This window comes from Phoenicibacter congonensis (genome assembly GCF_902386915.1).
Lineage (GTDB): Bacteria > Actinomycetota > Coriobacteriia > Coriobacteriales > Eggerthellaceae > Phoenicibacter > Phoenicibacter congonensis.
In genome coordinates, this window is sequence record NZ_LR698997.1 from 1,372,461 (window position 1) to 1,398,972 (window position 26,512).

Annotated in this window: 16 protein-coding genes, 3 tRNA genes and 1 riboswitch; of the genes, 4 read left to right on the forward strand and 15 right to left on the reverse strand. The window is 43.0% G+C overall.

Going from position 1 to position 26,512, the window contains the following annotated elements:
* Window positions 1-5: 5 nt before the first annotated feature.
* From clpX to FXZ76_RS05985, 3 genes are read right to left on the reverse strand one after another with little or no spacing between them, the layout of a single operon-like run.
* Complete coding sequence (gene clpX / locus FXZ76_RS05975) at window positions 6-1,463, reverse strand: ATP-dependent Clp protease ATP-binding subunit ClpX (RefSeq protein ID WP_079536981.1); 1,458 nt, start codon at window positions 1,461-1,463, stop codon at window positions 6-8.
* A 33-nt stretch (window positions 1,464-1,496) separates the two neighbouring features.
* The gene (locus tag FXZ76_RS05980; protein ID WP_079536669.1) at window positions 1,497-2,105 is read right to left on the reverse strand and encodes an ATP-dependent Clp protease proteolytic subunit; all 609 of its coding nucleotides are present in this window, start codon (window positions 2,103-2,105) and stop codon (window positions 1,497-1,499) included.
* Window positions 2,106-2,127: 22 nt separating this feature from the next.
* Window positions 2,128-3,300, reverse strand: a complete 1,173-nt coding sequence (locus FXZ76_RS05985) for a trigger factor (RefSeq protein ID WP_079536672.1) — start codon at window positions 3,298-3,300, stop codon at window positions 2,128-2,130.
* Between the two features lie 109 nt (window positions 3,301-3,409).
* Between FXZ76_RS05985 and FXZ76_RS05990 the strand changes: the two genes are divergently transcribed.
* Both FXZ76_RS05990 and sstT read left to right on the forward strand, forming a co-directional pair.
* Window positions 3,410-3,494, forward strand: a tRNA-Leu gene (locus FXZ76_RS05990).
* A gap of 38 nt (window positions 3,495-3,532) precedes the next feature.
* Entirely contained in the window at window positions 3,533-4,819 is a 1,287-nt protein-coding gene (gene sstT, locus FXZ76_RS05995; protein ID WP_147571564.1) for a serine/threonine transporter SstT, read from the forward strand.
* A gap of 1,247 nt (window positions 4,820-6,066) precedes the next feature.
* Here sstT and FXZ76_RS06000 read toward each other — a convergent pair.
* The 9 genes from FXZ76_RS06000 to FXZ76_RS06040 all read right to left on the reverse strand — a co-directional run bounded on the left by FXZ76_RS06000 (window position 6,067) and on the right by FXZ76_RS06040 (window position 20,306).
* Window positions 6,067-6,585, reverse strand: coding sequence for a transposase (locus tag FXZ76_RS06000; protein ID WP_407947008.1), 519 nt, complete (start codon window positions 6,583-6,585; stop codon window positions 6,067-6,069).
* A gap of 1,074 nt (window positions 6,586-7,659) precedes the next feature.
* Window positions 7,660-8,520, reverse strand: a complete 861-nt coding sequence (locus tag FXZ76_RS06005; RefSeq protein WP_079536682.1) for a DUF4430 domain-containing protein — start codon at window positions 8,518-8,520, stop codon at window positions 7,660-7,662.
* A 101-nt stretch (window positions 8,521-8,621) separates the two neighbouring features.
* Entirely contained in the window at window positions 8,622-14,804 is a 6,183-nt protein-coding gene (locus FXZ76_RS06010; RefSeq protein ID WP_147571566.1) for an immunoglobulin-like domain-containing protein, read from the reverse strand.
* An 82-nt stretch (window positions 14,805-14,886) separates the two neighbouring features.
* A riboswitch (adenosylcobalamin-variant (AdoCbl-variant) riboswitch) is annotated at window positions 14,887-15,065 on the reverse strand.
* Window positions 15,066-16,839: 1,774 nt separating this feature from the next.
* Window positions 16,840-16,914, reverse strand: a tRNA-Val gene (locus FXZ76_RS06015).
* Between the two features lie 43 nt (window positions 16,915-16,957).
* Window positions 16,958-17,047, reverse strand: a tRNA-Leu gene (locus tag FXZ76_RS06020).
* Between the two features lie 67 nt (window positions 17,048-17,114).
* The gene (gene secG, locus FXZ76_RS06025; RefSeq protein ID WP_079536687.1) at window positions 17,115-17,375 is read right to left on the reverse strand and encodes a preprotein translocase subunit SecG; all 261 of its coding nucleotides are present in this window, start codon (window positions 17,373-17,375) and stop codon (window positions 17,115-17,117) included.
* A gap of 102 nt (window positions 17,376-17,477) precedes the next feature.
* Window positions 17,478-19,046, reverse strand: a complete 1,569-nt coding sequence (gpmI, locus tag FXZ76_RS06030; RefSeq protein WP_079536689.1) for a 2,3-bisphosphoglycerate-independent phosphoglycerate mutase — start codon at window positions 19,044-19,046, stop codon at window positions 17,478-17,480.
* Window positions 19,034-19,822, reverse strand: a complete 789-nt coding sequence (gene tpiA, locus FXZ76_RS06035) for a triose-phosphate isomerase (protein ID WP_079536691.1) — start codon at window positions 19,820-19,822, stop codon at window positions 19,034-19,036. The genes gpmI and tpiA overlap by 13 nt, the downstream gene beginning before the upstream one ends.
* A 22-nt stretch (window positions 19,823-19,844) precedes the next feature.
* Window positions 19,845-20,306 carry a hypothetical protein gene (locus FXZ76_RS06040; protein ID WP_079536693.1) on the reverse strand — a complete coding sequence of 154 codons (462 nt, stop codon included), beginning with the start codon at window positions 20,304-20,306 and terminating at the stop codon, window positions 19,845-19,847.
* Window positions 20,307-20,397: 91 nt separating this feature from the next.
* On the opposite strand from FXZ76_RS06040, the gene FXZ76_RS06045 reads away from it, so the two are divergent.
* The gene (locus FXZ76_RS06045) at window positions 20,398-21,312 is read left to right on the forward strand and encodes an NAD(P)H-hydrate dehydratase (protein WP_079536696.1); all 915 of its coding nucleotides are present in this window, start codon (window positions 20,398-20,400) and stop codon (window positions 21,310-21,312) included.
* A gap of 350 nt (window positions 21,313-21,662) precedes the next feature.
* Here FXZ76_RS06045 and FXZ76_RS06050 read toward each other — a convergent pair whose 3' ends face one another.
* The 3 genes from FXZ76_RS06050 to lepA form a co-directional block, all read right to left on the reverse strand.
* Window positions 21,663-22,007, reverse strand: a complete 345-nt coding sequence (locus FXZ76_RS06050) for an AzlD domain-containing protein (protein WP_079536698.1) — start codon at window positions 22,005-22,007, stop codon at window positions 21,663-21,665.
* Window positions 22,007-22,741 carry an AzlC family ABC transporter permease gene (locus FXZ76_RS06055; RefSeq protein WP_231961768.1) on the reverse strand — a complete coding sequence of 245 codons (735 nt, stop codon included), beginning with the start codon at window positions 22,739-22,741 and terminating at the stop codon, window positions 22,007-22,009. The genes FXZ76_RS06050 and FXZ76_RS06055 overlap by 1 nt, the downstream gene beginning before the upstream one ends.
* Window positions 22,742-23,045: 304 nt before the next feature.
* Complete coding sequence (gene lepA / locus FXZ76_RS06060) at window positions 23,046-24,872, reverse strand: translation elongation factor 4 (protein WP_079536700.1); 1,827 nt, start codon at window positions 24,870-24,872, stop codon at window positions 23,046-23,048.
* Window positions 24,873-25,136: 264 nt separating this feature from the next.
* On the opposite strand from lepA, the gene rpsT reads away from it, so the two are divergent.
* Window positions 25,137-25,652: a 30S ribosomal protein S20 gene (gene rpsT / locus FXZ76_RS06485; RefSeq protein ID WP_079536703.1), complete on the forward strand. Its 516-nt coding sequence runs from the start codon at window positions 25,137-25,139 to the stop codon at window positions 25,650-25,652.
* Window positions 25,653-26,512 lie beyond the last annotated feature (860 nt).

Sequence of the window (26,512 nt, forward strand, 5' to 3'; positions counted from 1 at the left end):
TTCGTTTAACTGTTGTCAGTTACAGACAATGTTTCAGTAGTGTTCTCGCGCTCATTCTCGGCCATTTTGTTTGAATCCTCGACTATCTCAGGTTTTGTTTCACCTTCAACGTCAGATTTTCTAATTCGAACAAAAGTTGGACATCCAAAATCTGGTACTTCAAACATTGCATCACTCAAGACTCGCTCGACAATTGCGCGAAGCCCACGAGCCCCTGTTCCGCGATCTTTCGCCTCTTCAGCAATCGCAGTCAATGCATCATCATCAAATTCGAGTTCCGACTTTTCAATTTCGAAAAGTCGCTTATATTGCTTGACCAAGGCATTTTTTGGCTCCGTCAAAATGCGAACCAGTGCTTCAACATCTAGTTCATCTAAAGAAGTCACAACAGGCACTCTTCCAATAAACTCAGGAATCAACCCGAATTTTTTAAGATCCTCAGGAGTGCATTCCTGCAACAAATCGGCTTCTTTTTGCTTGTTTATTTCAGAAACATCGCTTGTAAAACCAAGCCCCTTTTTCCCAAGCCGCTTTGAAATGATGTCAGAAAGACCAACAAAAGCTCCGCCAAAAATGAAAAGAATATTCTTCGTGTCGATGTCAATTACATCTTGTTGAGGGTGTTTTCTTCCTCCTTGAGGTGGAACCGAAACTTCGCAACCTTCAATAATTTTCAACAAAGCTTGCTGAACTCCTTCGCCCGAAACATCTCGAACGAGCGAAACGTTATCTCCCTTCTTTGCAATTTTGTCTATTTCATCAACATAGACAATTCCAATTTCTGCTTCTTCAACATTCCAATCTGCAGAAATGAGAAGTTTGCGCAAAATGTTTTCAACATCATCGCCGACATAACCAGCTTCTGTCAAAGTTGTAGCATCTGCAATTGCAAAAGGAACTTGTATAATTTTCGCCAACGACTGCGCCAGCAAAGTTTTGCCAGAACCAGTTGGTCCTAATAACATCACATTAGGAATTTGAATTTCAACATCGCTGTTAGAACCATCATCTAAAAAGATGCGCTTATAGTGGTTGTAAACTGCAATCGATAGTTTTCGTTTTGCATCTTCTTGGCCAACGACATAATCGCTTAATTCTTCATAAATCTCTTTTGGCTTTTTTAAGTGAGTTCTGTCAGCAACCTCTTTATGCAATCTTGCAGGCTCATTTACAGCATCCGCGGGATTTGAATAATAATCAGAATCAGCGACTGAAGAATCTCCATGCATCTTCATGAACTGCTCCTGCAAGAATTGCTGAAACTCTTCTTGATTTTGAAAAAAATCTTCGTCAGCTGCAAGCGTGCCAGCTCCAGGCTTGTCAGACTGCATTTCGATAGATTTAGCTATCTCAGAAACGCATTCGTCACAGATGTAAACTCCATTATGACCAGCTATAGTATTAACTTCGCTTTGTCTTTTCCCGCAAAAGGAACAGACAATCTCGTTATTTTCTGACGACATTTTCACGTTGTCTTTGCTCCTTTTTTGGAAACTCTATTCGCCGTGCTTGCTTAACACCTCATCGATAAGGCCATACTCTTTTGCTTCATCGGCAGTTAACCAATTATCACGCTCAGTGTCTTTTGAAATCGTCTCAATGTCTTGACCAGATGCCTGAGCCAAAATGTTGTTCAAACGCGCACGAGTCTTTTTCATTTGCTCGGCAATTATCGCCATGTCGGTCTCTTGTGTGCCGCTTTGCGCTCCACCCATTGGCTGATGAATTAAAACTTCAGAATTAGGAAGAGCATATCTCTTGCCTTTTGCTCCTCCCGCGAGAAGAACAGATGCCATGGAGGCACAAAGTCCGATGCAAATCGTAGAAACGTCACACTTAACGAAATTCATGGTGTCAAGAATTGCAAGCCCTGCAGTTACAGAACCACCAGGTGAATTTATATAAAGTGAAATGTCTTTGTCAGGATCTTCACTTTCAAGATGCAAAAGCTGAGCAACAACTGTGTTCGCAACTGCGTCATCAATTTGTTCACCCAAAAAAACGATTCTGTCGTTTAAAAGACGAGAGTAGATGTCATATGACCGCTCGCCTCTTGGAGACTGCTCGATAACGTATGGTATTAGTGCTGCATGTGTGTTGCTCATATTTTGCTCCTAACAAACAGGTTTATTCGTCTTTCTTCTCAGCAGTTTCTTCTGAAGGCTTCACATCTTCACTAGATTCAGCCTTATTAGCTTCATCATTTGTCTTTTGCTCGGCATCTTTGTTTTCTGCATCTTCATTTAAATAATCGAATTGATGCTCAGCTTTTTCGGCATCAAAAGTAAACTTAGCGTTTTCAACTGCGTTTTCCACAGCCTTAGAGCGCTCTATTGCTTCGCGAAGTCTCCAAAGGCGTCCACTTTCAGCCCACTGCTTCTTTGTTTTCTCCACATCTTTAATTCCTGCTTTTTCGAACTCTTCGGTGATGTCTTCATCTGTGGTTGCAAGGCCAAAATGACGAACCCAAGCATCAAGTGCCATGCGAGTCTTTGCCTCGTCAACAGCCTGCTTTTGTACATCATCATAGAACTCATCTGAACTCATCTTACGAGAAGCAAGATATTGGTCAAATGTCATGCCATACTGTTGAAGATTTTGGAACATTTCGTTAAGCAAAACATTATTAATGTAGTCAACCATCTCATCAGTGGGTTCAACTTGAACACGCTCACGAAGTTTTAATGAAACTACATCCTCTTTAAGGCGAGGTAATGCACCTTTTTTCTCATTCTCAACAAGACCCTGGATTGCCTCACGGAGCTTCTCTTCAGATTCAAAACCCATCTTTTCCTTGATGATTTCTTCTGTGAGTTCCTCTCCTTCTTCAACGCCAGCATAGCCCTTATAAAGATCTATTTGCGACTCGATGTCTTCTGCTGTGGCTTCGGTTGGTGGCAGATATGCCTCAACTGGTTCATAGCTGTCAAGCTCAACTACTGGAGAAACCTCAAGCTCAAATTCGAACTTGAAAGGCTTCTTGTCCTCAACGAGCATCTCGTTTTCTTTTCCTTCAAAATTTGGCTCCCCAACAGGACGAAGTGATTCCTGCTCAATGAGCACATGATAGGCATCATTGAGAACTTCTTCGGTAGCGTCAAGATAAACTGTCTCTTTGCCAACCGCATTGTCAATTACTGGTCTTGGAGCATGACCTGCACGAAAACCTGGGAATTTATATTTATTTGCATACTTTTTGTATTGAACATTTAACTCTTTTGAAACAGTGTCAGCGTCAACTTCTGCTGAAACCTTTACGCGCGTATCGCTTACTTTTGTTACTTCTGACTTCAATTCCATTGTCTAAAAGACTCCTATTATCACAAACTTACAAGTTCCGTTATGTTAACATATTTCCCGGTGTTCGCGTGAACTGTGAGAGGCATTGGCGCACGGAACAACGAGTTATGCGGGCGTGGCGGAATTGGCAGACGCGCCAGATTTAGGTTCTGGTACAGAGATGTGTGAAGGTTCAAGTCCTTTCGCCCGCACCACTTCTTTATCAGTTTCATCAAAAAGAGAAAGGAATGCGATGGCTGAAGAGGTTAGCCAAAATAAAAATCTTTGGCAAAAATGGATGGATATCCCTCTCGTCCTTAGGATTGTATGCGGAATTATAATTGGCATTATACTTGCGCTAACAATTCCTCAAGCAGGCGATTCTCTTGCTGCTCTGAGCGATTTTATCGAACTTCTTGGTAAATTATTCACAACAGCTCTTAAGGCAGTCGCACCTATCCTTGTTTTCTTTCTCGTGGTTTCCTCAATCATGAATGCAAAAACCGCTGGAAATCTAAAAACTGTCATCATTCTTTATTTAGTAGCAACAACGCTTTCTGCAATAGTTGCCGTTATTGCATGTCAACTTTTCCCCCTCACTCTAGTTTGGCCTTCCACAGTTGACGTAGAACAAACAAGCCCAGGTAGTGTTGGAGAGGTTTTCACAAATGTAATCGTTGGGATGGTTTCAAACCCTGTCGATGCCCTTGCTAAAGGTAGTTTCCTAAGTATTCTTTTTTGGGCAGCCATAATTGGCGTTGCACTACGTCGCGCAAAAGAACCAACCAGAACTTTCATGGAAGACATGGCTCATGCAACCACCACTGCTGTTCGCTGGGTTATAAACGTAGCACCTTTCGGTATTCTTGGTCTTGTTTACACATCTGTCAGTGAAGCAGGAATGGAAATATTCACGTCATATGGAAAAGTTGTTTTATTGCTTGTAGGATGCATGCTTTTGATGACACTGATAGTAAACCCAATAATTGTTGCAGTTTGCCTTCGCAAAAATCCTTATCCTCTCCTTTGGAGAACGCTCAAAGAATCATACATTACAGCATTCTTTACTCGTTCGAGTGCTGCGAACATCCCTGTCAACCTCGAGCTTTGTAGCAAACTAGGTCTTGATGAAGAGTCATACTCAGTATCAATTCCTTTGGGTGCAACAATCAACATGGGTGGAGCTGCTATCACAATTTCAATCATGGCAATGTGCGCAGCAAACACTCTTGGCATCACCGTTGAGCCAGCTCAAGCAGTGCTTCTTTGTATCATCGGCGCGCTTGGAGCATGCGGGGCATCAGGTGTTGCCGGCGGTTCGCTATTGCTCATTCCACTTGCATGCTCACTGTTTGGAATCGGAAATGACGTAGCAATGAACGTAGTTGCAATTGGCTTTATCATCGGCGTAATCCAAGACTCGTTTGAGACAGCTCAAAACTCATCAACAGACGTTTTATTCACCGCTACTGCTGACTACATGAAACAGAAAAAGCAGGGCAAGGAGATTCATCCTGGCAAAGATGCTGTGGCTGCCTAATCGTGGGGTCAGACATAAATTAATTAAAGCTTAAAAAAGCCGCTTAATTGGGCGGCTTTTTTGTGTTTGAAACAAGACAAGACAACTGATGGGGTCACAACTAGATGGGGTCAGACTTCTTTGTGCAGAACAAGGGGTCAGACTTCTTCGAAGCTAGGTGGGGTCAAACTTAGATCCGACCTATATCCAATACATAACGCAACTAGGGGTCAAACTTCGTCAGCAGGGGTTTCACTTAAAGGATATAAACACAAGAACACATAAGGGGTCAGACATAGAATTACATAGGCTTACACAGGTACAATCGCGTGTGCACAACAAGGGGCCAGACTTCTTCGAGGTTAGACTCAGAGGTTAACAAGGGGCCAGACTTCTTCGCAGCTAAGTTGAGGTCAGATAGCAAGATGTGGGGTCAATTACATAGGCTTACACAGGTACAATCGCGTGTGCACAACAAGGGGCCAGACTTCTTCGAGGTTAGACTCAGAGGTTAACAAGGGGGCAGACTTCTTCGCAGCTAAGTTGAGGTCAGATAGCAAGATGTGGGGTCAAAGATGGAGGTTCAGACTCCGACCCCGCAGGACGAAGGACAAGGATTACGAGGAATTACAAAAACTGGCTCAAGAGTTGAAACCAACAAATCAAAAAGTCTGACACTACTTCAATCATTTCAATCGTTCCCAACCATTCCTTAGAAATGTTCCAACCCTGTCCAATTAAAACAAGATAGACAGCCAAGAGGTCTGACCCTATCAAATGAAGCCCATCAAGAAAGCCAAAGAGAGCAAACAACAGTGACGCTACGAAAAGGGCAAGACAAAAGCTTTCCAGTTCTAATTAAAACTTAAGTCTGACCCCTTTTAAAATTGGTTGCACTACTCGCGGAATTAAGGCTAATAACAAGGATGAAAAAGTCCCTTTCGAACCTATCACGAAGAACTTTTAGCAAAGAACCTCAACAGAAATGTGATGTTTTACGATGATTTAGAAAAACTTTGCCTTTAGCGAATTTCTTTCTGTCCTTAAATAAAAGGAGTATGGAGGCCAAGGAGTATGGAGGCCAACTGGTACAAACATTATTAACGATCAGGGATGGATACGACCATACTCATTCTTCGCTTGCAATAAGCGATTACTAGTTGAAATAAAACTCAAAGTCATATACAGAAAAGCTAAGAGAAACAGGTGATTGAAAATATGTGAGGACGATTTAAGTTTCTTGCGGCATGGTCTTTAATAAAAAGGACTCATATTAATGACACAACCAAGCGCCTGTTCATGCCGGTAATTCGTGAAATTTGTGAAATGCTTGAACCCATTTTTAGCAGCTTTTTGACCAATCTTCGAAGAAGTTTCTTCGAAAGCGATGGGACTCTACCGAGGTTCTTTTTCTTGACCATCTTCTTCACAATATCAATAGCCTGCAAGTCCGATAACTTCTTCTTAGGAATTACCTCGCATACTTTCTTCACGCTCGAATCCATTGGCTCATGTGCAACTTTTTTAGTATATTTAATGATGTTGTCGATACCCAGATACTGAGCTAAAATTTGACAAGCCTCAGCATCAAACTCGCGAGACTCTAGCGCCTTTAACGAAGACCAACGATATCTTTCAGGTTCTTTAACCATTCCTGCCTTAACAGGATTGTTGAAAATGTATGCAACCGTTTGCAGCATTTGCTGTTCGTCCATAATTGGCTTTGAATAGTAGCGGGAATTCCAAAGGGTACCAGATCTTGCGTATTTTTGATTAAACCATTTCACATAAGAAGCTCCTACAGATTGAAAAATGTTCGCGCATTTCGCAATCTCTCCATAAAAAATAGCGTGAATATGGTTAGTCATCAGCGCGTAGACAAGCAAACCATGTCGTTCTCCTTGCAGGCTTTTCTTAGGCATTGCAAGTAATACGAATAGTCTTCAGGTTCATAAAAAATCACCTGGCCGTTGTGACCTTTTTGCCCAATATTCAAAACGCGAATGGGCGAATCACATCGAGGTTTTCTTGGCATGGGGACCCCCTTTAACTTCAAAAAGAATCAATAAGAGAAGAATAAGAATAAAAGTGAAGAAAAATAAGAAAGAACTGCCCATCAAAAGTGAACACTATGATGTTGAACTAGTGAAGGACAAAATGAAATAAATGTAAAAACAATACTCTATCTGGTAACTTTACTTAAATGATAGACAGAGAAGCACATTCTATGAGAAGTAAGCAATAACGGGATCAATAAAAAAAGTCTGACCCCTAATACCTGCCCCTAATACATAAAACTGCTACGAATAGAGAGAAACACTAAAAATGCATCTTACACTCGCTTTTCTTATCTCTGCAGAGGATGTCTGACCCCATTTATTGACCTGTTACTGAAGCAATGGAAAATCAATGCACTCAAACGATTTAAAGCGTGTGGCAAATTCTAGAAATGAAGAAAAGAGAATAACAGGCCTGAACTGGCCAACTTTAACTCCTTTGTAATTGGTAATTTAACTATCTTTCATTTAAGAAGATTAAGCCGCCAGGCAGACGGCTTAATCCAATGCTAAAGACGACAGCTCTATTTATATAGCATTTTTCTGAATTCTGAACCAAACAGACATAAAAAATTAATTCTCGTGTCGAAAACAATTCGGACACACATTTTCAGTGGACATTTTACAAGCAATAGCAAAGAGATCTTGTTCAAGGATTGCTATTTTGACGTGAAGAAGAGCTAAACTTTGGGAGAAATTGGAGACCATGTAAATGAAGTCTGACACCATTTGCATGGGACGCCAGTTTCAAAGGAACTCTGACCCCATTTATGGGCAGACCATTATTAATGCAAGCAAAATAAATCACTGGTTGCCATCAGTATAAAACCAAGAAACATTGTCCCCATTTTCCAAAACATAACCACTGCAGGCTATATTCGGGGTAACACCGTTAACTGCATAAAGCCACCCGCTTTTATCGCCATACTGTTTTTCAGCAACTCCTCCAATTGCGGCTACATAGATACCATAAACTGTGTTTTTAGCGTTAACAGAAAGCCCGCAAGCCATTAGTGCATCATAGGCAGTCGCACCTGGTTCAAATGTGAATGTTCCTCCTCCCGAGACACCATGTCCGTATACACTCACGTTTACGGTGACCGCCTGGCCGTTCGAATTGTTTTCATCTACAGAGCCACCGTTCGAAAGAGTCCCGACCTCAGAGGACCCTGTAGCCGCACCGTCCACTTTAACATCTGCCTCAGGGTTACTAGAGTCAGAATTCTCGGAGTCAGTATCTTCTTCTGGGTCCTCTGACTCAGAGGGGTCAGACTTCGTTTCATTAATGCCTTTTTCACCAGCACTTTGTACTTGGTTTGAATCATTGACACTTTCTTCCCCAGAGAAAACGTAGTTAATCGCAAAAACTGCCGCACATGCAAACCCTGCGCAAAAAATAGCAACTACTACCCTTAAAAGGATCTTTTTTTGCAAAGAAATTTTCTTTGAAGAGTTAGCGACAGAATCTTCTTCCAAGCTGCTAGATAGTGCAACTGTTGTTGCACTTCTAGCAGCCTTATCGCACCCAACATCTTTATTGGCACTTTCAGCGAGCGATTCCGCAAAGGGGTCAGACCTACCATTCTCATCATCTTCTATCGAGTTGTCTAAAACTTCTCCCTCAATTGGTTCAGACACTCTGGTTTCTTCATAGATTCCAGACATCGAAGCGGAGCCCCCCTCTGCTAGAGGCCTCCTTGCAGAGGGGTCAGACTTCGTGTTAACGCTATCCGTCACAATAATCCAATCGCACTACATTAAAACGATTACAAGTTTTTCTTCTTCAGCAACCTGAGAGCTGCAAGAAGCAAGATTAGGAAGAGCACGCTGCCTGCAACAACTGAAGCTACGAAAACGTCATTAGAGGTACTAGCAGGGGTTTCTTTCTTCTGAGAGCTATCACCAGAAAGGTCTGACCCCTTTTTAGAGGTTCCTTTTTTATCAGCAACACTTTCATCAGCTGCTTTCTTCTCCCCAGAAGCAGCCTTGCTTGACTGAATTAAACTTGCGCCGATTACTGCACGTTGCGCATAGCCATAATATGGAAACACTGAGGGGTCAGACTTCGTGGAACCACTAGTGTCATCGCCGCTGTTGTTTGTGTTGTCATCATCTTTAACAGCCTTGCCAACGCAGAAAAGGTTACCTGAGTCGTTGATATAGTAGAGCGTTCCGTCTGTATCGCAAATTATTGGCGAATCACAATACTGGTTATTTCCAACGGGGTCAAACATGAGTGTGGCTTCTACATCTCCGACCCTATAACGATAAATTCCGCCACCCTTCTCATAATTGCCAGTCTTTTTGTTATAGCCATCAGCGCCGTTGACGGTGAAGTAAACAAATGTTCCTTCACTCTGAGTCGACACTAATGGTGCACCCTTAACTCCTCCGCTCAGTAAAGACTGTCCGTCAGCCGATGTTACGAGCGTAACATGAGGATTGTCGGTCATAAAATCAACAACTGCTAGTGCAGATCCTCCGCGAATCTCACCTCCAACATAAACGCAATTGCCAACAATAACAGGAGTTGAGGCACTGCCACTAAAGCCAAGATCGAATGCGTTTTCAACACTAAGAGCCGCGTTATTAAGAGAAAGCACATTTAACTTGCCGTCACGGGACATCACAATAATGTTCCCACCAGGTCCTGCAACACAATCAGAGTTGACCAACTGCCCAAGAGAAACAGAGCTCAAAAGAGTACCGTCTTTATCGTTAAAAGCTTTTACCGTACCAGCACTCGTTGCAACAACCACACATCCATCTTTCACTAAAGCTCCGTTCCAGTAATAGCCCTCATTCTCGTCAACATCACTCCACGCCACAGCACCATTTTTCAAGCTTACTTTTACAAAATGACCATTGTTAAAAATTTTGTTTGTGTAGTCGACATCCACGGTTCCAAAATAGACATAGTCTCCTGAAACAGTTAAAGTTGAGTTTGACTGTGCCGCGCTGCTAAGCTCATCAGTAACCCAAACTGTCGTGAGATTGTCGGCCGTCAAAGCCTGAAGACGTCCTGTGTCAAGAGGCACTACAACAACGCCCTGCGAATAAACTGGTCGTGACGTGAACCCAACACTGCCAGCAAGATCTGCGCTTCCAACCACATCACCGCTAGCCTTGTTTATTTTTACTAGTTTTCCATCAACGGCGAGGTAAATGTAGTCATTAACAATTAGTGGCTCACTTGCATTTGGATGTTTACTATCCGAGTAATCTTTATAGCTAAATTTCCAGATCTCCTTAGCATTTTCTACTGGGGTTGATGCATTAGAAGAAGCATTTCCACCGTTGTTATAACCTGGCCAACTGCTTTGCCAATCAGGACGAGGAGCAGAGGGGTCAGACTTGATGTTGTCGGTGTTATCCTTTTTCGTTCCGTCACCTTTGTGGTAGCGGAATTCTACAAAATCACCATCATTTACGTAATAGCCTGCTGCCCCGACGGAACTCTGAGATACACCATTAAGGTAGAATTCCCACCAGCTCCAGCTTCCGTTCACCTCTTCCATAGCAAGAGTGCGCCCATCAGGAAGTTTAGCCGAAGTGAGTCCAAGGCTGTTAGAAACCAAATCGGAGCATCCAGCTTTGATCATTATCTTTTCAAGGATAGTCTCGGCTGTAACGCTGTCATCATAATCTACAGTAATTTCGCTAAATGGCGCAACAACGATGTCTGTATAGGTGCCATCGGCATTCATGTCTGACACCCCTGTAACCTTCGCGGTTACTTTTAGATCTTTGCCAGCATTGGGATCGTCTGACCCCGTTGAGCCTTTTACAACAACCGTGGCGGTGACTTCCTGGTTAGCAAGTTTTGCATAAGTTGGATTGTCGGGGTATTTTTCTGCATAACGAGCAAATTTTTCACTTGAAAGAACAGAAGTGATCTTTACCCTAGTGTTATAGACAGGCTGTTTGACAACTAGATTTTCATGTTGAACTACATTAGGCTTGCTCGATTTAAACAAGCGATAGCCTGCTGTCTCGCTTGCACCCTTGATTTCAACAGGGACAATGCCTGAGCCAGCAGAATCAGAAGTTTGTTTACTGTAGCTCCATGCAATAGTGCCATCATCTTTCAAATAGGCCTTTTGGAACGCATGTAGGTTCTCCGTAACTTCACTAGCAACCTGCCCGTCCAAGAGAGCTTCTGTATAACCAGCTTTTGCCTGCTCCATAAGCGCAAGTTCAGCTTCAAGCTCCGCCTGATCTTGTGGCTCAATGAAATAATCTAGAGTCTTTGTTGCAGATATCTCGCTATTAGATTTATCAGTTACAGTAACTGAGATTTTAGTAGCTGCGGCAGAGGTGCCAGACATTGGCTGATAGACTGCGCCTCTATAGCCATTGAATACAACGTCTTCAGTGCTTGCACTGAATTCAACCTTGTAATATTTGCCATCAACTCCAAGGTCAGAAGGACGAGGCATCTGCAAATCGTCTGTCAGCCCCTCATGATTTGCAACCAAGTCTGACCCCGCGTACTTCACCTTATCGTAGGTAAAGCCAGTATCGACTTTTTGCTGTAAAGCCTCCTTTTCAGCAGCAACTTTTTCGGGATCCCCCTTGACAACCAAATTAAAACCACAATAGCCCGACACGCCTTCTGGCCCATCTTTAATCAATTTCAGTGTGGCAGTGAGCGTTACTTCACGGTCTGTCGCCGTTCGCGTGACTTTCCCTGTGTAATCAGACCAGCCATAACCTGAAACCCAGACAGCTTCCTTATCAGAAGTCGACCATGAGACCTCAAACTTATTATTCGAACCAGCACGATATGGCAAAGTCATGTTAGCAGTGACTGATTCTGCTGAATCTCCTTCTGCAAATCCAATCGCAATTTGCTCAGCTGCGCTATCCAACAGACTTTGAAGCGCACTTTCATCCCAAGCAACGCTCACCGTTCTGTCTGGTTGATAATAATCAACTTCATCTCCGCGGGTTAATTTAAAGACAACATCTGCATATCTCAACTGATCAATCGAAAAACCACTGTAGTTATTAGGGTCAATCTTCAAGAAAGTTACAGTGCCGTTGGAGTCATCATGCGCATCTGATATTCCAACAGTGGCAGAAGGGTCAGTTTGCTTAAAGGCGACACCGCCTTCCATAACCTTAACGTCAACGTCCGCGTAACCGAGGTTTAAGAGCACTGCTTTGAGGGTATCGTTGACATTTCCGCCTTCTGGGCTGTATTCAACACTGAGCTGAACATTTGCGTCATTGAGCTTCTGAATTGCCGCTGCAAGCGAATTCTTGCCCAGCACTGCTTTTTTAAATTGAGCTTCGACGCTTGAATTTCCGCTATTAACAACTACTTTTATGTATTTATTTGAAACTGAATCTGGCAAAGTAACACTTGAACCTGCCAAGCCTTCGATTTTTGTGAATTCCCCATCAGAAGAATCAGATGCAAACCACTCTACATCTACATTTTTAGTGACATCGATGCCATTTGTAGTAGAGCCATCGGCACGTTTGGCCTGGACTGTTGCAGAAATGCTGTCGCCAGTGACAAGTTGCGTTGAATCATCGTTAGCTGCTGGATTTGTTATTACACGAAGTAAATCATATTCGCCCTGTGAACCAACAACACTTGAAGAAACCCACTCAACTGTGTTATCTAGGGCGGAGGCCGTGACCTTTAAACGCTTTCCGACAAGGGGGTCAGACATCGTGAGACTTCCATCGCTTGTATCAATGCCATCAGTGATTTCAGTCCAAGTTGCACCGTTATCAGAACTCTCATACCAAGCCATTGTGAGTTCCGCATCGGCAGGAACATCCTTTGTTGATCCAGCATAGGAACCAGGAACAAGCACACGAGGCGTCAGCTTTGACCCCACTTGAAGCAGAACATTTTTGTCAGCCAACTCAATTGCAGCTAATTTGTATTGACCCTTGAGGGTTACTGGTCCCAACGGATCTTTTGCGCTATATCCACTACCGTAAGAACTTTTCTTTTGTGTACTGTAGAGAGTATTCTCGCTTGTGACTTTTACACGAAGATATTTCCCAACATACGCTTCCTCAACGGTGTAGCTAGATGAAGTAGCATCAGGGATGTCTTTAAAAGAAGAATCGTAACTAGTATTAGTGTCAGAATACTGCCATTGATAAGTTACTTTATCAGTGTTATTGAGATATGAATAGCTTGATCCGTCTTTCTTGCGAACCTTAGATTTAATAGTGTTACCAACACGAACACCATTCGTCTCATAGCTTCCTTCAAACTGAACATCATACAGCTCAACTTGCCCGGCCACAGAAACTGGTCCAGCCGCATAATATGGTTTTTTCTCTCCATATCCGCCGTCAGCCGTGGCAACAACATAAAAACCCTTGAGCGATTCGTCTACCGTAATTGAGCTGCTCGTTCGCCCTTCAATCAAAGTATTGCACGAACTTGCAGTTTTGGAAGTTCCTTTATACCATCTCCATTTGACATGGCTGTCATTGGTAACATCCCCAGAAGCAGCCTTTGCAGTCGCAGTGATAGTTGCACCGACTTCAACTTTTCCAGAAGAAGGGCTCATTTCGACAGAAGTCACGTTAATGGATCCCGCTGAAGCGATGAGCGCCCCAGTTGAATTAGTCAAAGATGAAGTGCCAATTTTCGAAGATACCAAGCACTTTAAATATTTCCCGCCTAAATCGTCAGAGAGCACAAGAGTCTCATTGGTCGCGCCATCGATGTCGGCGTAGGTTCCTCCTTTAGTGTCACAGCTTTGCCACTGGAAGCAGAGCTTTGAAGGGTCAACGAACGCACCGTAGGCACCACCCTTTTCTTTGGCGCGTGCTTTCGCAGTGTCACCAACAGTAAACACGCTTGTGTTGTCTTTTATGTTGATGATAGAAATGGCCGATAATTCAACTTCGCCTGCAAGCTTAACCTTGCTTGTGGTCGTTTTAGAAACAGTGTTAACTCCCGCGGAAGCCTCCACCTTAATATACTTGCCAGAAAGATCATCGGTAACAGAAATTGACGAGCCTGTCTGTCCTTCAATGATTGCGAATCCTGATTTTTGAGAGCTTGAAGAATACCAGGTGTATGTAATATTTGCATCGGCTGGCGCCTGACTTGAGTATGAAATATATGAAGTGGCTGTGAGCGTGTCTCCAACACTTGGAGCATCGCTGCTTAACTTTACATTTGCTAGCTCATATTGACCTGCTCCTAAAACTGATCCAGGAATGTAGTTGGCATTAAAAGACCCATCATATGTTGACGCGGGTGCAAAATAATCTTTTCCGCCTGCGTTAACTTTGCAGATTATATATTTTCCTGCCATGTCAGACGTAACAGTAAGCGACTGATCATGACCCAGCTCTTGGGTGTAAACACTCGTCTCATCGCCCTTAGTATCTGAGGCAATCCATGTGTATGTCCACCCGCCGGGGTTGACAACAGATTTAGTCTCAGTTGTTGGGTCACCCCAGTAGTCCTCGGTCTCCACCTTGTCGAACATGTTTGCCCACAGCACGTCGCCATTTTTAAGCGTGCCGTACTTTTGTGGGTAAGTTGTTGAGTAGTCCTTTGTCGACTGAATCAACACAAAAGCTTGGGAACTCAACTCAGATCCAGATGTCAAAGTTGCTGTATCAGCGGCACTTTCAGGCTCCCCTGCATCATTTCCAATAGCGCTTGTGTTGACATCCTGTTCGGATGTGTCATTAAGGATTGCAACCTCGGAATCTGAAGAGACTCCCTCGGCATTCGCTGTTCCTCCTCCTTCAACCTGGGCTTCTGCGGAAGATGATTCAGAAACAGGGGAACTAACCGAGGTAGCACCACCTGCATCTATGTCTGACCCCTCTGTCGAAGAGTTCTGTGAAAGAGCAGCCTGCGAGCTACTAGATGAGTTTTGATCAGAATCATTAGCAAAAACTAGATGTGGACTCAGAGAAATTACAAGAGAAAGAGCTAGAAAAGCTCTCAAAATTCTATGCCATAACGGCACAACATTCGATTTTGAGATATTACTCTCAGACATAAAAAAACCTTTCTTCCAGGGCAAATAGCGACAGATGAGCATTCCGACTTTGCCTGTGTGACCCAATCTGCATGCCTGCAGGAATCTACGAAGAAATTCACTGTCTCTTCGCATAGACAGTGAGAGCTTCGACCATGGGGAACAGCTTTTACGGTTACTGGTATAGCGTAGGATTTTCACCCACATTCCCTCAAGCGACAATAATCGCTCGCGCCTTTCGCATGGCGCCTATCTGTACAGTGCCAAATGGTTAACCGATGCAGATGCAAAAAACAAGTCCATGCAGAAAGAACCTGTTCAAAATTTTACTGGGATATTTGAATTATAGAACACTTTCTGCATTTACCATCATGTCTGACCCCATTGTCGGCTTGTAAAATTTTTATGTCTGACACCGCTGTCAATCAGCTAACAAATATAAAGTCTGACCCCTTATGTCCCCGTGGTGACCGCTGCATAAAGTCTGACCCCTTTTAAAGGAGATCTACACGAACTGAAAAACCAGCATTCTTTTAGAAAAGAGAAATCAGAAACCTGTGTACTTCATGAAAGAATATGTCTGACACCAACGTAAAAGAAAACTCCCCCAGTAATTGATTTGAAAAAAGCTTAATAATAAAAAATGATGTCTGGCACCATTACAAAAGAGACAGGTTTGCAAGAAAAGTAATAAGGCACTAAACGCCAATAGAACCTTAAGAACAAAGCAAAACAGCAAATTCAATGAAACCATATTATCGATGTGAGTATAAACGCCTAGAAGCACGAACCATTAGTGACAAGTTGCGCACATCCAACTCATATAGAAACAATTCTTGCAAAAACGACAAGCAAACAGCAATTACCCTAATGCAAAAATTGATACATTTTTACACTAGAGAAAGGATCAAAAAAATCTTTTATGGTCTTAGCTTAGGACGCGTAATTTAGGATTGGGCGGCGGGAGGAACCTTTTCAGTGCCTCCCGCCAATAGGAGTAAAGGTAAAGTGATGTGGTGTTTAAACCAGTTGTTATTATACTTTAAAAAGATAATGGCTATCAATATTTTTTTCCTTTATTCAAATCTTGGCTTCCTCAGCTAAAAATAGCATTTGACCTTAGAACTTTTTGAATATTTCGATATTTCTAAAAATTGTCTGGCACCGCCTAATTATGTCTGATCCCACTGAAAATGTTTGGCACCAATGCAAGGAAATTAATGACTGACCCCTCTGCAAAAGGTCTGGCACCAACGAAGTCTGGCACCAATGCAAGGAAATTAATGTCTGACCCCTCTGCAAAAGGTCTGGCACCAATGCAAGGAAATTAATATCTGACCCCTCTGCAAAAGGTCTGGCACCAACGAAGTCTGGCACCAATGCAGATAGTCTGACCCCAATGCAAGGAAATAAATGTCTGACCCCTCTGAAAAAGTCTGGTACCAATGAAGTCTGGCACCAATGCAGAAAGTCTGGCACCAATGAAGTGAAATGAAATTAAATTTAAAGAAGGTAGTTTCATTCAATTAGCCGTTACAAGAGAAAATCTAGAAAAATATATGAGTTATGAAGAAGAGGCTTTAAAGTCTTTTAATCTAGAAGAAGATGAAAATAATGTAACAGAAAAACCACCAATGAAGTCTGGCACCAATACAGATAGTCTGACCCCACTGAAATGACACCAACGAAGTCTGGCACCAATACAGAAAGTCTGACCCCACTGAAAATGTCTGGCACCAATGCAAGGAAATTAATGACTGACCTCACTGAAAAGGTCTGTCACCAACGAAGTCTGGCACCAATGTAGATAGTCTGACCCAAAAGACATAAGTGAGGATTATGAGATTATGCGAACCTGTGGCGCGTTAATTTCAGTGATTAGTGATTACCGATATAATGTGTTACGCAATACATTAATTAACGCAAAGCACGATCAATTTTCGTATTTGATTAAAGAAGTTAAAGTTAATAGCTCATACAAAATTTTTCTTGATAGAGCAGATGGTGGGCGGTATAAGATTTGAACTTACGACCCCTACCGTGTCAAGGTAGTGCTCTCCCCCTGAGCTAACCGCCCGAATAAATATTCGCTTTGCGCGAGATGAAAATGCTTGAAAAGATGGTGTCGGAGGCGGGATTTGAACCCGCACACCCGAATATGTGGGCACTAGCACCTCAAGCTAGCGTGTCTGCCGTTCCACCACTCCGACAAATTCAAACATATGTAAAAGTGCGAAAACTATTCTACCAAAGATTGAAGAAAAAAACGCTAAAAATCTAATTGCCTGATTGAATCATTCCTGTTGGGAAGAAAACCATCATCAGAATCAATGTGACGATAAATACAACGGCGCAAATGATAGTGATGCGATCAAGGTTCTTCTCAATAATGCTAGTGCCACTCTGCGAAGAGTACATAGATGAAGCAATAGCGTCAGAAATACCAGTCCCTTTGCCACTGTGCATCAAAATAAAAATAACTAGACCAGTCCCAGAAAGGAACAACAAAACTAGCAAAATTATTGCAATAGGTGACATTTCACATCCTTAGTAAATCGCAACTAATGTGCATGAGTCATTACGACTCACGAGTTAGTTATTATAGCAAAACAATCAAGTTAGTGTTCAAAAGTTTTCTGTTTAGGCAGAAAGGTTGCTACCAGTCATCTCCGGCGGTACAGAAAGACCAGCTAGCGTTAGCATTGTTGGCGCAATGTCACAAAGAGCTCCAACATGACTCTCGTCAGTAAACTCCCTATTCTTCCCCGTGTAATCACACAAAATTAGTGGGACGAGCCGGGTTGTGTGTGCAGTGTGTGGTTGACCATCTTCTGCAATCATCTGATCTGCATTGCCATGATCAGCTGTGACAAGCGCGAAGCCACCTTTCTTCTCGATGGCATCAGTGACTTTTCCAACTCCGTCATCAACAGCTTCAACTGCCTTAATAGCAGCATCTAAAACGCCTGTGTGCCCAACCATGTCGCAATTTGCGAAATTTACAATGTAAAAATCAGCAGAATCATTCTCAATCGCTTGAACAAGAGATTCAGTGACCTCTGGTTCGCTCATTTCAGGCTTTAAGTCATATGTTGACACTTTAGGACTGGGAATGAGGATTCTATCTTCCCCAGGTTTTACTTCTTCAACTCCTCCATTGAAAAAGAATGTAACGTGAGCATACTTCTCAGTCTCTGCAATATGAATCTGTTTTAGCCCCGCATCGCTCACAACGTCGGAAAGGACATTCTCAGGAAATGATTTCGGAAAAGCGACAGGCAGAGGAAAAGTCTCGTCATATTGGGTTAAACAAACGAAGAACAAGTCTTGAACCTTTTCGCGATTAAAATCGCAAAATTCATCTAAAGCGATCGCTCTAGTGATTTCACGCGCACGGTCAGGTCTAAAATTGAAAAAAACACATGAATCACCTTTACGAATTCCTTTAGAGCAAAACGCCGCAGGCTCCACAAATTCGTCAGTTATTCCCTCTTTATACGAATGTACAACATATTCTAATGGATTCAACTCTCGTGACAAATTCTCGCCCAAAACAACCGACCTGTAGGCAGAATTGACGCGCTCCCATCGATTGTCTCTATCCATTGCGTAAAAGCGGCCACAAATTGAACCAAATTTAATGTTCACATTATCGTGTTCGAGTCTAACCTGCTCAAACTTTTCTAGAGTTTCAGTGACATATTTGGTACCCGAAGTTGGCGCAACATCGCGCCCGTCAAGAAAAGCATGAACACGAATAGTCTCTACTCCATGTGAGACTGCAGCATCTATGAGTGCAAACAAATGGTCGATTGAAGAATGAACGCCACCATCGCTCAATAATCCAAGTAGGTGAAGGCGACTATTCTTCTTAATGCAGTTATCAAAAGCCTGCACAAGAACTTCATTTTTTGCAATTGAACCATCTCTACAAGCGTGGTTTATGCGAGTGAGCTCCTGCGGAACAAGACGACCTGCACCAATGTTTAGATGTCCAACCTCGCTATTTCCAATTTGCCCATCGGGCAAACCAACAGGTTCACCACTCGCAGCTAGTTGAGTGTGAGGACATGATAAAAACAGACGATCCAAGTTGGGGGTGTTCGCTAGTGCAATCGCATTGCCCTCCTTTTCATCACGAAGACCGAAGCCATCCATGATGATTAAACACGCTGGCAAATTGAGTTTAGACTTATCTACTTTTGACATTCAACAGCAGCTTTCACTAAATTGACAAATGATGATGCTTTCAAAGAAGCACCGCCGATGAGACCGCCATCAATGTCAGGCTGCTCAAGCAAAGAATCAACGTTTCCTTCGTTCATCGAACCGCCATAAAGCACTCTGATCTTTTCTGCCATTGCACCACCAAGGATGTTTGCAAGGCAACTTCTAATTGCGGCACACACTTCTTGAGCCTGTTCAGGAGTGGCTGTGCGACCAGTTCCAATTGCCCAAATTGGCTCATATGCAATCACCAGTTGGTCAGCATCAAAAATATCGATTCCAGCCAAAGCCGCCTCTGCCTGTTTAGTTACATAATCAATGTAGTCACCAGATTCACGAACCGCCAATGATTCACCCACACACAAAATCGGTGTCATTTTCTTGCCTTGATACTCCACCAAAGCACGAACTTTATCGTTAATCATCGCATTAGTTTCACCGAAAATTTCGCGACGCTCGCTGTGTCCTACAATGCAGAAATCGCATCCAGCATCAGAAATCATCTTTACAGAAATTTCGCCGGTGTAGGCGCCAGATGGTTCAAAATAGCAATTCTGTGCGCCAACATAGATGTCTCGCTTATCAAATTCCAAGACACCTTTGACTGCTTTCAAATCAACCGCCGGGGGACAAATAATCACATCGACAAATTCTGTGTAATCACGATAGAAATTGTTTGAAATCTCTTGAGCTAATACGACACCTTCGGCAACCGTGTTATTCATTTTCCAGTTGCCGGCAATAATTGGCTTTCTCATTATTTCCTCCTGTTGAGAAGTACTAGACGGTCGTTTTTCTTAAAGAAATTACCTTTTTAGTCAAAGCGTTGTAAAGAATCAAAATAACGATTACAGTGACCTGAACAATCAAGCGAGAATGCATGAAGTCCGTCGTTCCCATAAACAATGCATAGCAAGTAGCGGCAATTTGAAGGCACATAGCAAGTGTACATAAAGAAACTATTGCGGTTGCAAGACGGCTTCTTTTTCCTCCATTTGAAACAATAATTCCCTTTAAACCGACAAACACCAATAACAAAAAAACTAAAATTGCAACACCCACAGTAGAGTTTACTGTCGTTGAAGCAAGTGAAGGTGCCATGCCAGTGATGTTTACAAGTGTTTCATAGGAATAGGCACCATTTGGAAGAGCGACTGATGCGATAGCGCCGATTAAGTCAAAAATTGCCAATACGATGATAATTACAGACGTGCTCTTAAGGTCACGTTTCGCTTTGTCCATAAATAAACCTTTTCTTTATTTATAAAGTGAGTTCATAATAGCACATGGACAATTGGCATGTTATCTTTATAGAAGCGATTTAGGAGGACTAATGGAGCTTGCAAGATATTCAAATTTTCTTCCGCAAAACAACCCTCACGTGCACAAATATTCTCGTGGTAGAGTTGCTGTAATTGGAGGGAGCGGAAAATATCCAGGAGCTGTGATGCTTGCAAGCAAAGCTGTTGCGCGTGCTGGCGCAGGCTATGTCACTGCCTTTGTGCCAATTTGCATAAGAACCATTTTTCAAAGTTCTCTTCCTGAAATTGTTTCAGTGCCAATCCCAAACAACACAGAATCATTCATCGGAAAAAATGCATTTGAATTCATTTCGCTGGAAAAACAACACTGTGTTTTATATGGCCCTGGTGTTGGCTCTGGCAAAACACAAACAAAACTTTTAAAGAAGTTGGTCAACGCAGACACACCTCTGGTCGTGGATGCCGACATGATTGAAGCACTTGCGTCGCTCGAAGACATTAATGGGGCCAAATCGGTCTACGGCCGAACAACTCCACTCATAATCACTCCGCACCATGGAGAGCTTAAAAAATGGTTGCGCGATAATCGCGAAGACGACTACAACAAATTAGATCCCTCACTAATTGCTTTTCGAGTACAAGGAAAACTCAAGGCAGCCGAAGCTAACAATGTTGTCGTTGTCGCCAAAGGTGAAAAAACGCAGGTTATCACTTCAACCAGCGTTTTGAATCCAGCTGGAGGAACAGACACTCTTGCAACAGCTGGCACAGGTGACGTTTTAGCGGGAACAATAGCAGGTCTCATTGCTCAATCACGCCCAACAAGCGTCAGTGAAACCGCTAACGTTTGCGCTGCAGCTGTTGAAGCACACGCGCTTGCAGGAGAAATTGCGAGCAAACAATTTGGTCGACGCGGTGCTATGGCAAACAATGTTTGCGACTGCATTGGTCTTGCAATCGACCAGTTGCACGGAAAAGAAGAGTAAATAGGATGCACCTAAAACGCGTACCTAGACTATTAGTCTATGCAAAATTAGAAGAAAAGCTAAAAAAACATCCTCAGTTTGCGGAATGCATAAAATTCTTACTTCAAATCTGCGTGTAACACGTAACCAAAGCAAACTTTCTTTGACGAGGCAAAACTTTTTATCTAACCAAACTTTTAATTCCTAAGAGTCAAATCAACTGACGCACAAAACACAAAATGTAAGCAAAAATTCCCATTCCTGCAAGACAAAAGATGTCCACCTTCATGGTTTTTGCGCTCAGTGCAAATAAAGCAAATGTGTTTGTCTGTTAATAGAAAAATGGAGCTTAACTTTTATGCACTCGTCGTTTAAAAGGCAAATCCACCTGTTGCAGCTGCATAAAGAACAGCATAAATTCCTATTCCTGCAAGACAGCATATAATCATCGACTTGGTTTTATATGCAACAAGAAACACGACAACTGCAGCTAAAACTGGCAAGCACCCTGGCCAAATGCCTGCGTCAAACATCCCAGCCGTGAAAATGTCATTCGCAACAAGAGCCCCAAAGGCGGCAGGTGCTATCAAATTTAAACACAATTGCATTCGCTCTGAAATCTGCTTGCCTTTCAAAATAAAAGCAGGCATGACCCTGCATGCAGCAATGGTCACAGTGACAGAAAGAAAAAGAACTCCAAACGTTGTCCAAGACATTAACTCTCACCTGCTTCAGAATTATCGACTTTAGCACGCCGGTTTTGCAGCTGTGCAAATGCATAGGCAACAACAACGCCAAAAATAGCGCCAAGAAAAATAGCTGGTCCAGTTAGCCCGACCGATTTAAAGACGATAACACCAACAACACCGGCAACAGCAGCAACAAAAGTTGGCTTAGTTTTTATCGAGCCCACAACTAGACAAATAAAAAGAGAAGTCATCGCAAAAGAAGCAATTGGCAGCGGAATGTTGATAACTGGCCCCAAGAGGCAACCAATTACACAAGAAATTGTCCAGGAAGCATGAGAAAACTCATTGAGAAAAATTGCTCGTTCTACACTCCAATTTCCCTGTTTAAACTTGCTAATGGCGATCCCAAACGTCTCATCGGTCACAGTAACCATGTACCAAAACATGCGACGTTTGCGAGATCTTTCGCAGAAAGGCGCAAGTGCAGCAGAATATAGTGTCTGGCGAGTGTTGACAAAAGAAACACTTGCAAAAATCGAAAGTAAATCAGCCCCGGCGAGAAACATATTAGGAATCATAAATTGACCTGCGCCAGAATAAAAGAAAATGCTAAAAAGCAGGACTTGCAACCAGTTAAGACCCATCGATGCCGAAAGAATCCCACATGGTATCCCAATGGCAACATAGCCTAACATCACAGGGATAGCCGCGACTAGCGAGTCATGCAAAACCTCAATAGTTATTTTGTCATTGCTCTGCATTAGGCGTTCTCCACGCAACTTAACTCAGCAACATTGAGCAACGAACGCACAATGGGACTACCTAGTCTCTGACTCGAAAAATAATTAAAACTGTTTCTTCTGTAGAAGTTATGCTCCATTGTCATCTTTGAAGCAGTTTGCGAGAAAAATGGTCGAACGAAGACCCGAAACGAACTCCGATTCGTAACTGATTTTGAGCTAGCTTGTTCAAAATTAGTCCCACCATAAATCAAGCATACTTTGGTGCTTGAAATGAGATAGTGATATTTGCAGGACAAAATAGCCAAAACGAATGCGAATCAGCCTAATTAACCTTAAGAATAGCCATAAATGCTTCCTGCGGCACCTCTACGTTGCCGATAGCCTTCATGCGTTTTTTACCTTGTTTCTGTTTTTCAAGCAACTTGCGTTTACGCGAAATATCACCGCCATAGCACTTTGCCAAGACATCCTTTCGCCGTGCTTTCACCGTTTGACGCGCAAGCACACGTCCACCAATAGCGGCCTGGATCGGAACTTCAAAAAGTTGTCGAGGAATAATCTCTTTTAGTTTTTCGCAGAGGACTTTTCCACGGTCATATGCTTTATCCTTATGTACGATAAACGAAAGCGCATCTATCGGTTCTCCGGCAAGAAGAATGTCAAGTTTCACCATGTCTGATTTGCGATAACCATCGTAATCATAATCAAGTGAAGCATAACCTTTTGTATAACTTTTCAACTTGTCAAAAAAGTCCATTATGAGTTCTGAAAGTGGGATGTCCCACAGAAGCTCTACTGTTGTTGAAGACAAGTAATTCATGGTTTTGAAAGTTCCACGTCGGTCAACTGCCAAATCCATCACAGCACCGACATAATCTGGCGGAATGAGGATTTTCGCGTTGAGATAGGGTTCTTCAACTCTCTCGATTTCGCCTGCGTCTGGCATATCTTGTGGGCTAGTAATCACTAACGGTTCGCCCTCACTGCCAGGACCTTCTGTAACTCCGCGCCTGTAGACGTGATATTCCACACTAGGCGCAGTAGCAAGCAAATCGAGAGAAAACTCACGTTCAAGACGCTCTTTTATAACTTCCATGTGAAGAAGTCCCAAAAAACCAACGCGGAAACCAAAACCGAGTGCGCGTGAAGTTTCCGGCTCCCAAACAAGAGCGGGATCGTTTAGGGCAACTTTCTCGAGTGCCTCCTTAAGCGGCTCATATTGATCACTGTCTATTGGAAAAAGACCAGTAAAGACCATCGGTTTAGCTTCGCGATAACCTGGAAGTGGTTCTACATCATTGTTTTGAATTAGAGTGATTGTGTCACCAACTTTTACTTGATTAACATCCTTTAGGCCAGTGACGACATAACCAACTTCACCAGTGTTAATTGAAGGTAGTGGTTCTTCCGCAGGGTGGCGAGCTCCAACTTCTTCAACAATTGCAGTCGTTTTTGTCGCTAGCATTTTAATTTTGTCACCCTTAGAGAGCTTTCCGTCTTCTACTTTCACAAGCGCAACGACGCCTCTATATGGGTCAAAAAAGCTGTCAAAAATAAGTCCTCGCAGCGAAGCATTGGGATTCCCAGTCGGCGATGGAACGTTATAGACAACCGATTCTAAAAGATCGGTAATCCCCTGCCCCGTTTTCCCGGAAGCAAGAACTGCATCATCAGCAGGAATTGCAAGAGAATCCTCAATTTCTGCGCGGACACGATCAGGCTCAGCAGAAGGCAAGTCAATCTTATTGATAACAGGGACGACTTCCAAGTTGGCATTCATTGCAAGCATTGCATTTGCAACGGTCTGCGCCTCTACGCCTTGTGTCGCATCAACAACAAGAACCGCACCCTCGCAAGCTGCAAGTGAGCGAGAAACTTCATAGGTAAAGTCAACATGACCTGGTGTGTCGATGAGATTTAGTTGGTATTCTTCCCCATCTTCGGCAGTGTAATTAACGCGCACGGCTTGGCTTTTGATAGTAATGCCGCGTTCGCGCTCGATGTCCATCTGGTCGAGAAGCTGTGCCTCCATTTCGCGCGCAGCAACAGTTCCCGTCTGTTCTAAAATGCGGTCAGACAGGGTCGATTTACCGTGGTCAATGTGAGCAATTATTGAAAAATTGCGGATATGTGATTGATCTATTGTCATTTTTGAAAAAATCTATTTGGGCATTCGATTATGATACAATAGTTTTCCCAGTGAGGAGCGATTCGTGCGAAAAGCACACACCGCAGACGGGCTGCAAAAGGTAATCGACACTGGCGACTTTCAGCAAAAATCCTGTGCTGATAATTTAAGAATTAGTCATTCTTGTGTCGCCGCGCGTCTATTCCACCATTCAACCTAATCACTGAGTAATTTATAGATAAAGCACTTTTGCTTTTGATTTGATTAGAAAGGACACGGCTTCAAATGGCAAACATTAAGTCACAGAAGAAAAGAATCATCACGAACGAGAAGTCTCGCATGCGCAATCGCGCAATCAAGAGCGAACTCAAAACTGCAACTCGCAAGGTTAAAGACGCTGTTGCTGAGGGCAACGGCAAAGAGGCTTTTGCAGCAGCATGTGCAGCATGCCGTCTGATGGACAAGGCAGTAACTAAAGGTGTAATTAAAAAGAACCAAGCTGCTAACCGCAAGAGCGGCATCATGAAACTCGCTAACACCGTTGTGACAGAGGAAGATCGCAAGGCCTACGAGCCAAAGAAAGGCGCAGCTCCAGAGGCAACAGGGAACAAAAAAGCTGCTGCAAAACAGGCTCGCAAAGATGAAATGAAAAAAGCTCAGAAGGAGAAGGACAAGCGCCGTTCTGCTCAGAAAAAACAAGAAGAAGCCGCTGCAAAGCGCAAGGCTAAAGAAGAAGCAGAAGCAGCAAAAGCTGCTGCTGAGGCAGAGGCTGCAGAGGCAAGCGAAGAAGCTGCAGAATAAAGCAGCAACTTTCAGCTCGATGAGGTCAATGTTAAACAGTGGCCTCATCGACAAGCCTTCAATGAGTGTCTTTCTGCCTTAATGTCAAGGTTTGGCGGAGTGCCCGTTCGGAGTGCTCGTTGTCGGTTCTGTGATGAGTGCCTCCTTGCTGCTCGGAATTTATGTCGGTATTTATGTCTTCGGAATTTATGTCTTCTTCGGAATTTATGTCTGGCACCAGTGCAAGAAGTCTGACGCTAAAGTCTGATCCCTGTTTTTGGAATTTATGTCTGGCACCAATGCAAGAAGCCTGACCCTAATTCGCAGCGCAAAAGGTCTGACCCTGATTCGAGAAATCTGACCCCTGCTTTAAATCTAACACCACAATCTTATGTCTGACCCCAATACAAAAACTCTGGCACCAAGACGACCCCCAAAGCACATACCATCTTCCTGCCAGAATAACTTGCCTGCTTTCACGGCGAAATACAGTGACGAAATATAGCGACTTACGTCTGACCCTGATGCAAAAAGTCTGACACTCGAAAAAAGTCTGGCACTAGAGAGACGCTTGGGAGACACTTGCAAAAAAAGCAACAAATAATCACATAATTCCGAATTTCCCTATAAAACAAATCCCAAATTAACAGTAAAACAGCACAAAAATGACTAAAAATGACTAATTGACGAATTGATGAAAGTTTAATTTCTAATTTAAAGGAGGCAGGAAGAGAAAGAAGAATAAACAATTAAGGATATAAGCAAATGTAAGCACAGTGGCTGCTTAATCCTTTCACATGTAAAAAATGAAACATCTATTCGAATGTCAAATAGAGTGCAAAGCACGAAGTCAGATATCTGAAACGTCTCTCTTAGCTTTC

Excerpts from the sequence above, each read along its gene's own strand:
- tpiA (WP_079536691.1), bottom strand. The coding sequence starts at position 19,822 with ATGAGAAAGCCAATTATTGCCGGCAACTGGAAAATGAATAACACGGTT.
- FXZ76_RS05980 (WP_079536669.1), bottom strand. The coding sequence starts at position 2,105 with ATGAGCAACACACATGCAGCACTAATACCATACGTTATCGAGCAGTCT.
- rpsT (WP_079536703.1), top strand. The coding sequence starts at position 25,137 with ATGGCAAACATTAAGTCACAGAAGAAAAGAATCATCACGAACGAGAAG.
- FXZ76_RS06005 (WP_079536682.1), bottom strand. The coding sequence starts at position 8,520 with ATGTCTGGAATCTATGAAGAAACCAGAGTGTCTGAACCAATTGAGGGA.
- secG (WP_079536687.1), bottom strand. The coding sequence starts at position 17,375 with ATGTCACCTATTGCAATAATTTTGCTAGTTTTGTTGTTCCTTTCTGGG.
- clpX (WP_079536981.1), bottom strand. The coding sequence starts at position 1,463 with ATGTCGTCAGAAAATAACGAGATTGTCTGTTCCTTTTGCGGGAAAAGA.
- lepA (WP_079536700.1), bottom strand. The coding sequence starts at position 24,872 with ATGACAATAGATCAATCACATATCCGCAATTTTTCAATAATTGCTCAC.
- FXZ76_RS06040 (WP_079536693.1), bottom strand. The coding sequence starts at position 20,306 with ATGGACAAAGCGAAACGTGACCTTAAGAGCACGTCTGTAATTATCATC.
- sstT (WP_147571564.1), top strand. The coding sequence starts at position 3,533 with ATGGCTGAAGAGGTTAGCCAAAATAAAAATCTTTGGCAAAAATGGATG.
- FXZ76_RS06055 (WP_231961768.1), bottom strand. The coding sequence starts at position 22,741 with ATGCAGAGCAATGACAAAATAACTATTGAGGTTTTGCATGACTCGCTA.
- gpmI (WP_079536689.1), bottom strand. The coding sequence starts at position 19,046 with ATGTCAAAAGTAGATAAGTCTAAACTCAATTTGCCAGCGTGTTTAATC.
- FXZ76_RS05985 (WP_079536672.1), bottom strand. The coding sequence starts at position 3,300 with ATGGAATTGAAGTCAGAAGTAACAAAAGTAAGCGATACGCGCGTAAAG.
- FXZ76_RS06045 (WP_079536696.1), top strand. The coding sequence starts at position 20,398 with ATGGAGCTTGCAAGATATTCAAATTTTCTTCCGCAAAACAACCCTCAC.
- FXZ76_RS06050 (WP_079536698.1), bottom strand. The coding sequence starts at position 22,007 with ATGTCTTGGACAACGTTTGGAGTTCTTTTTCTTTCTGTCACTGTGACC.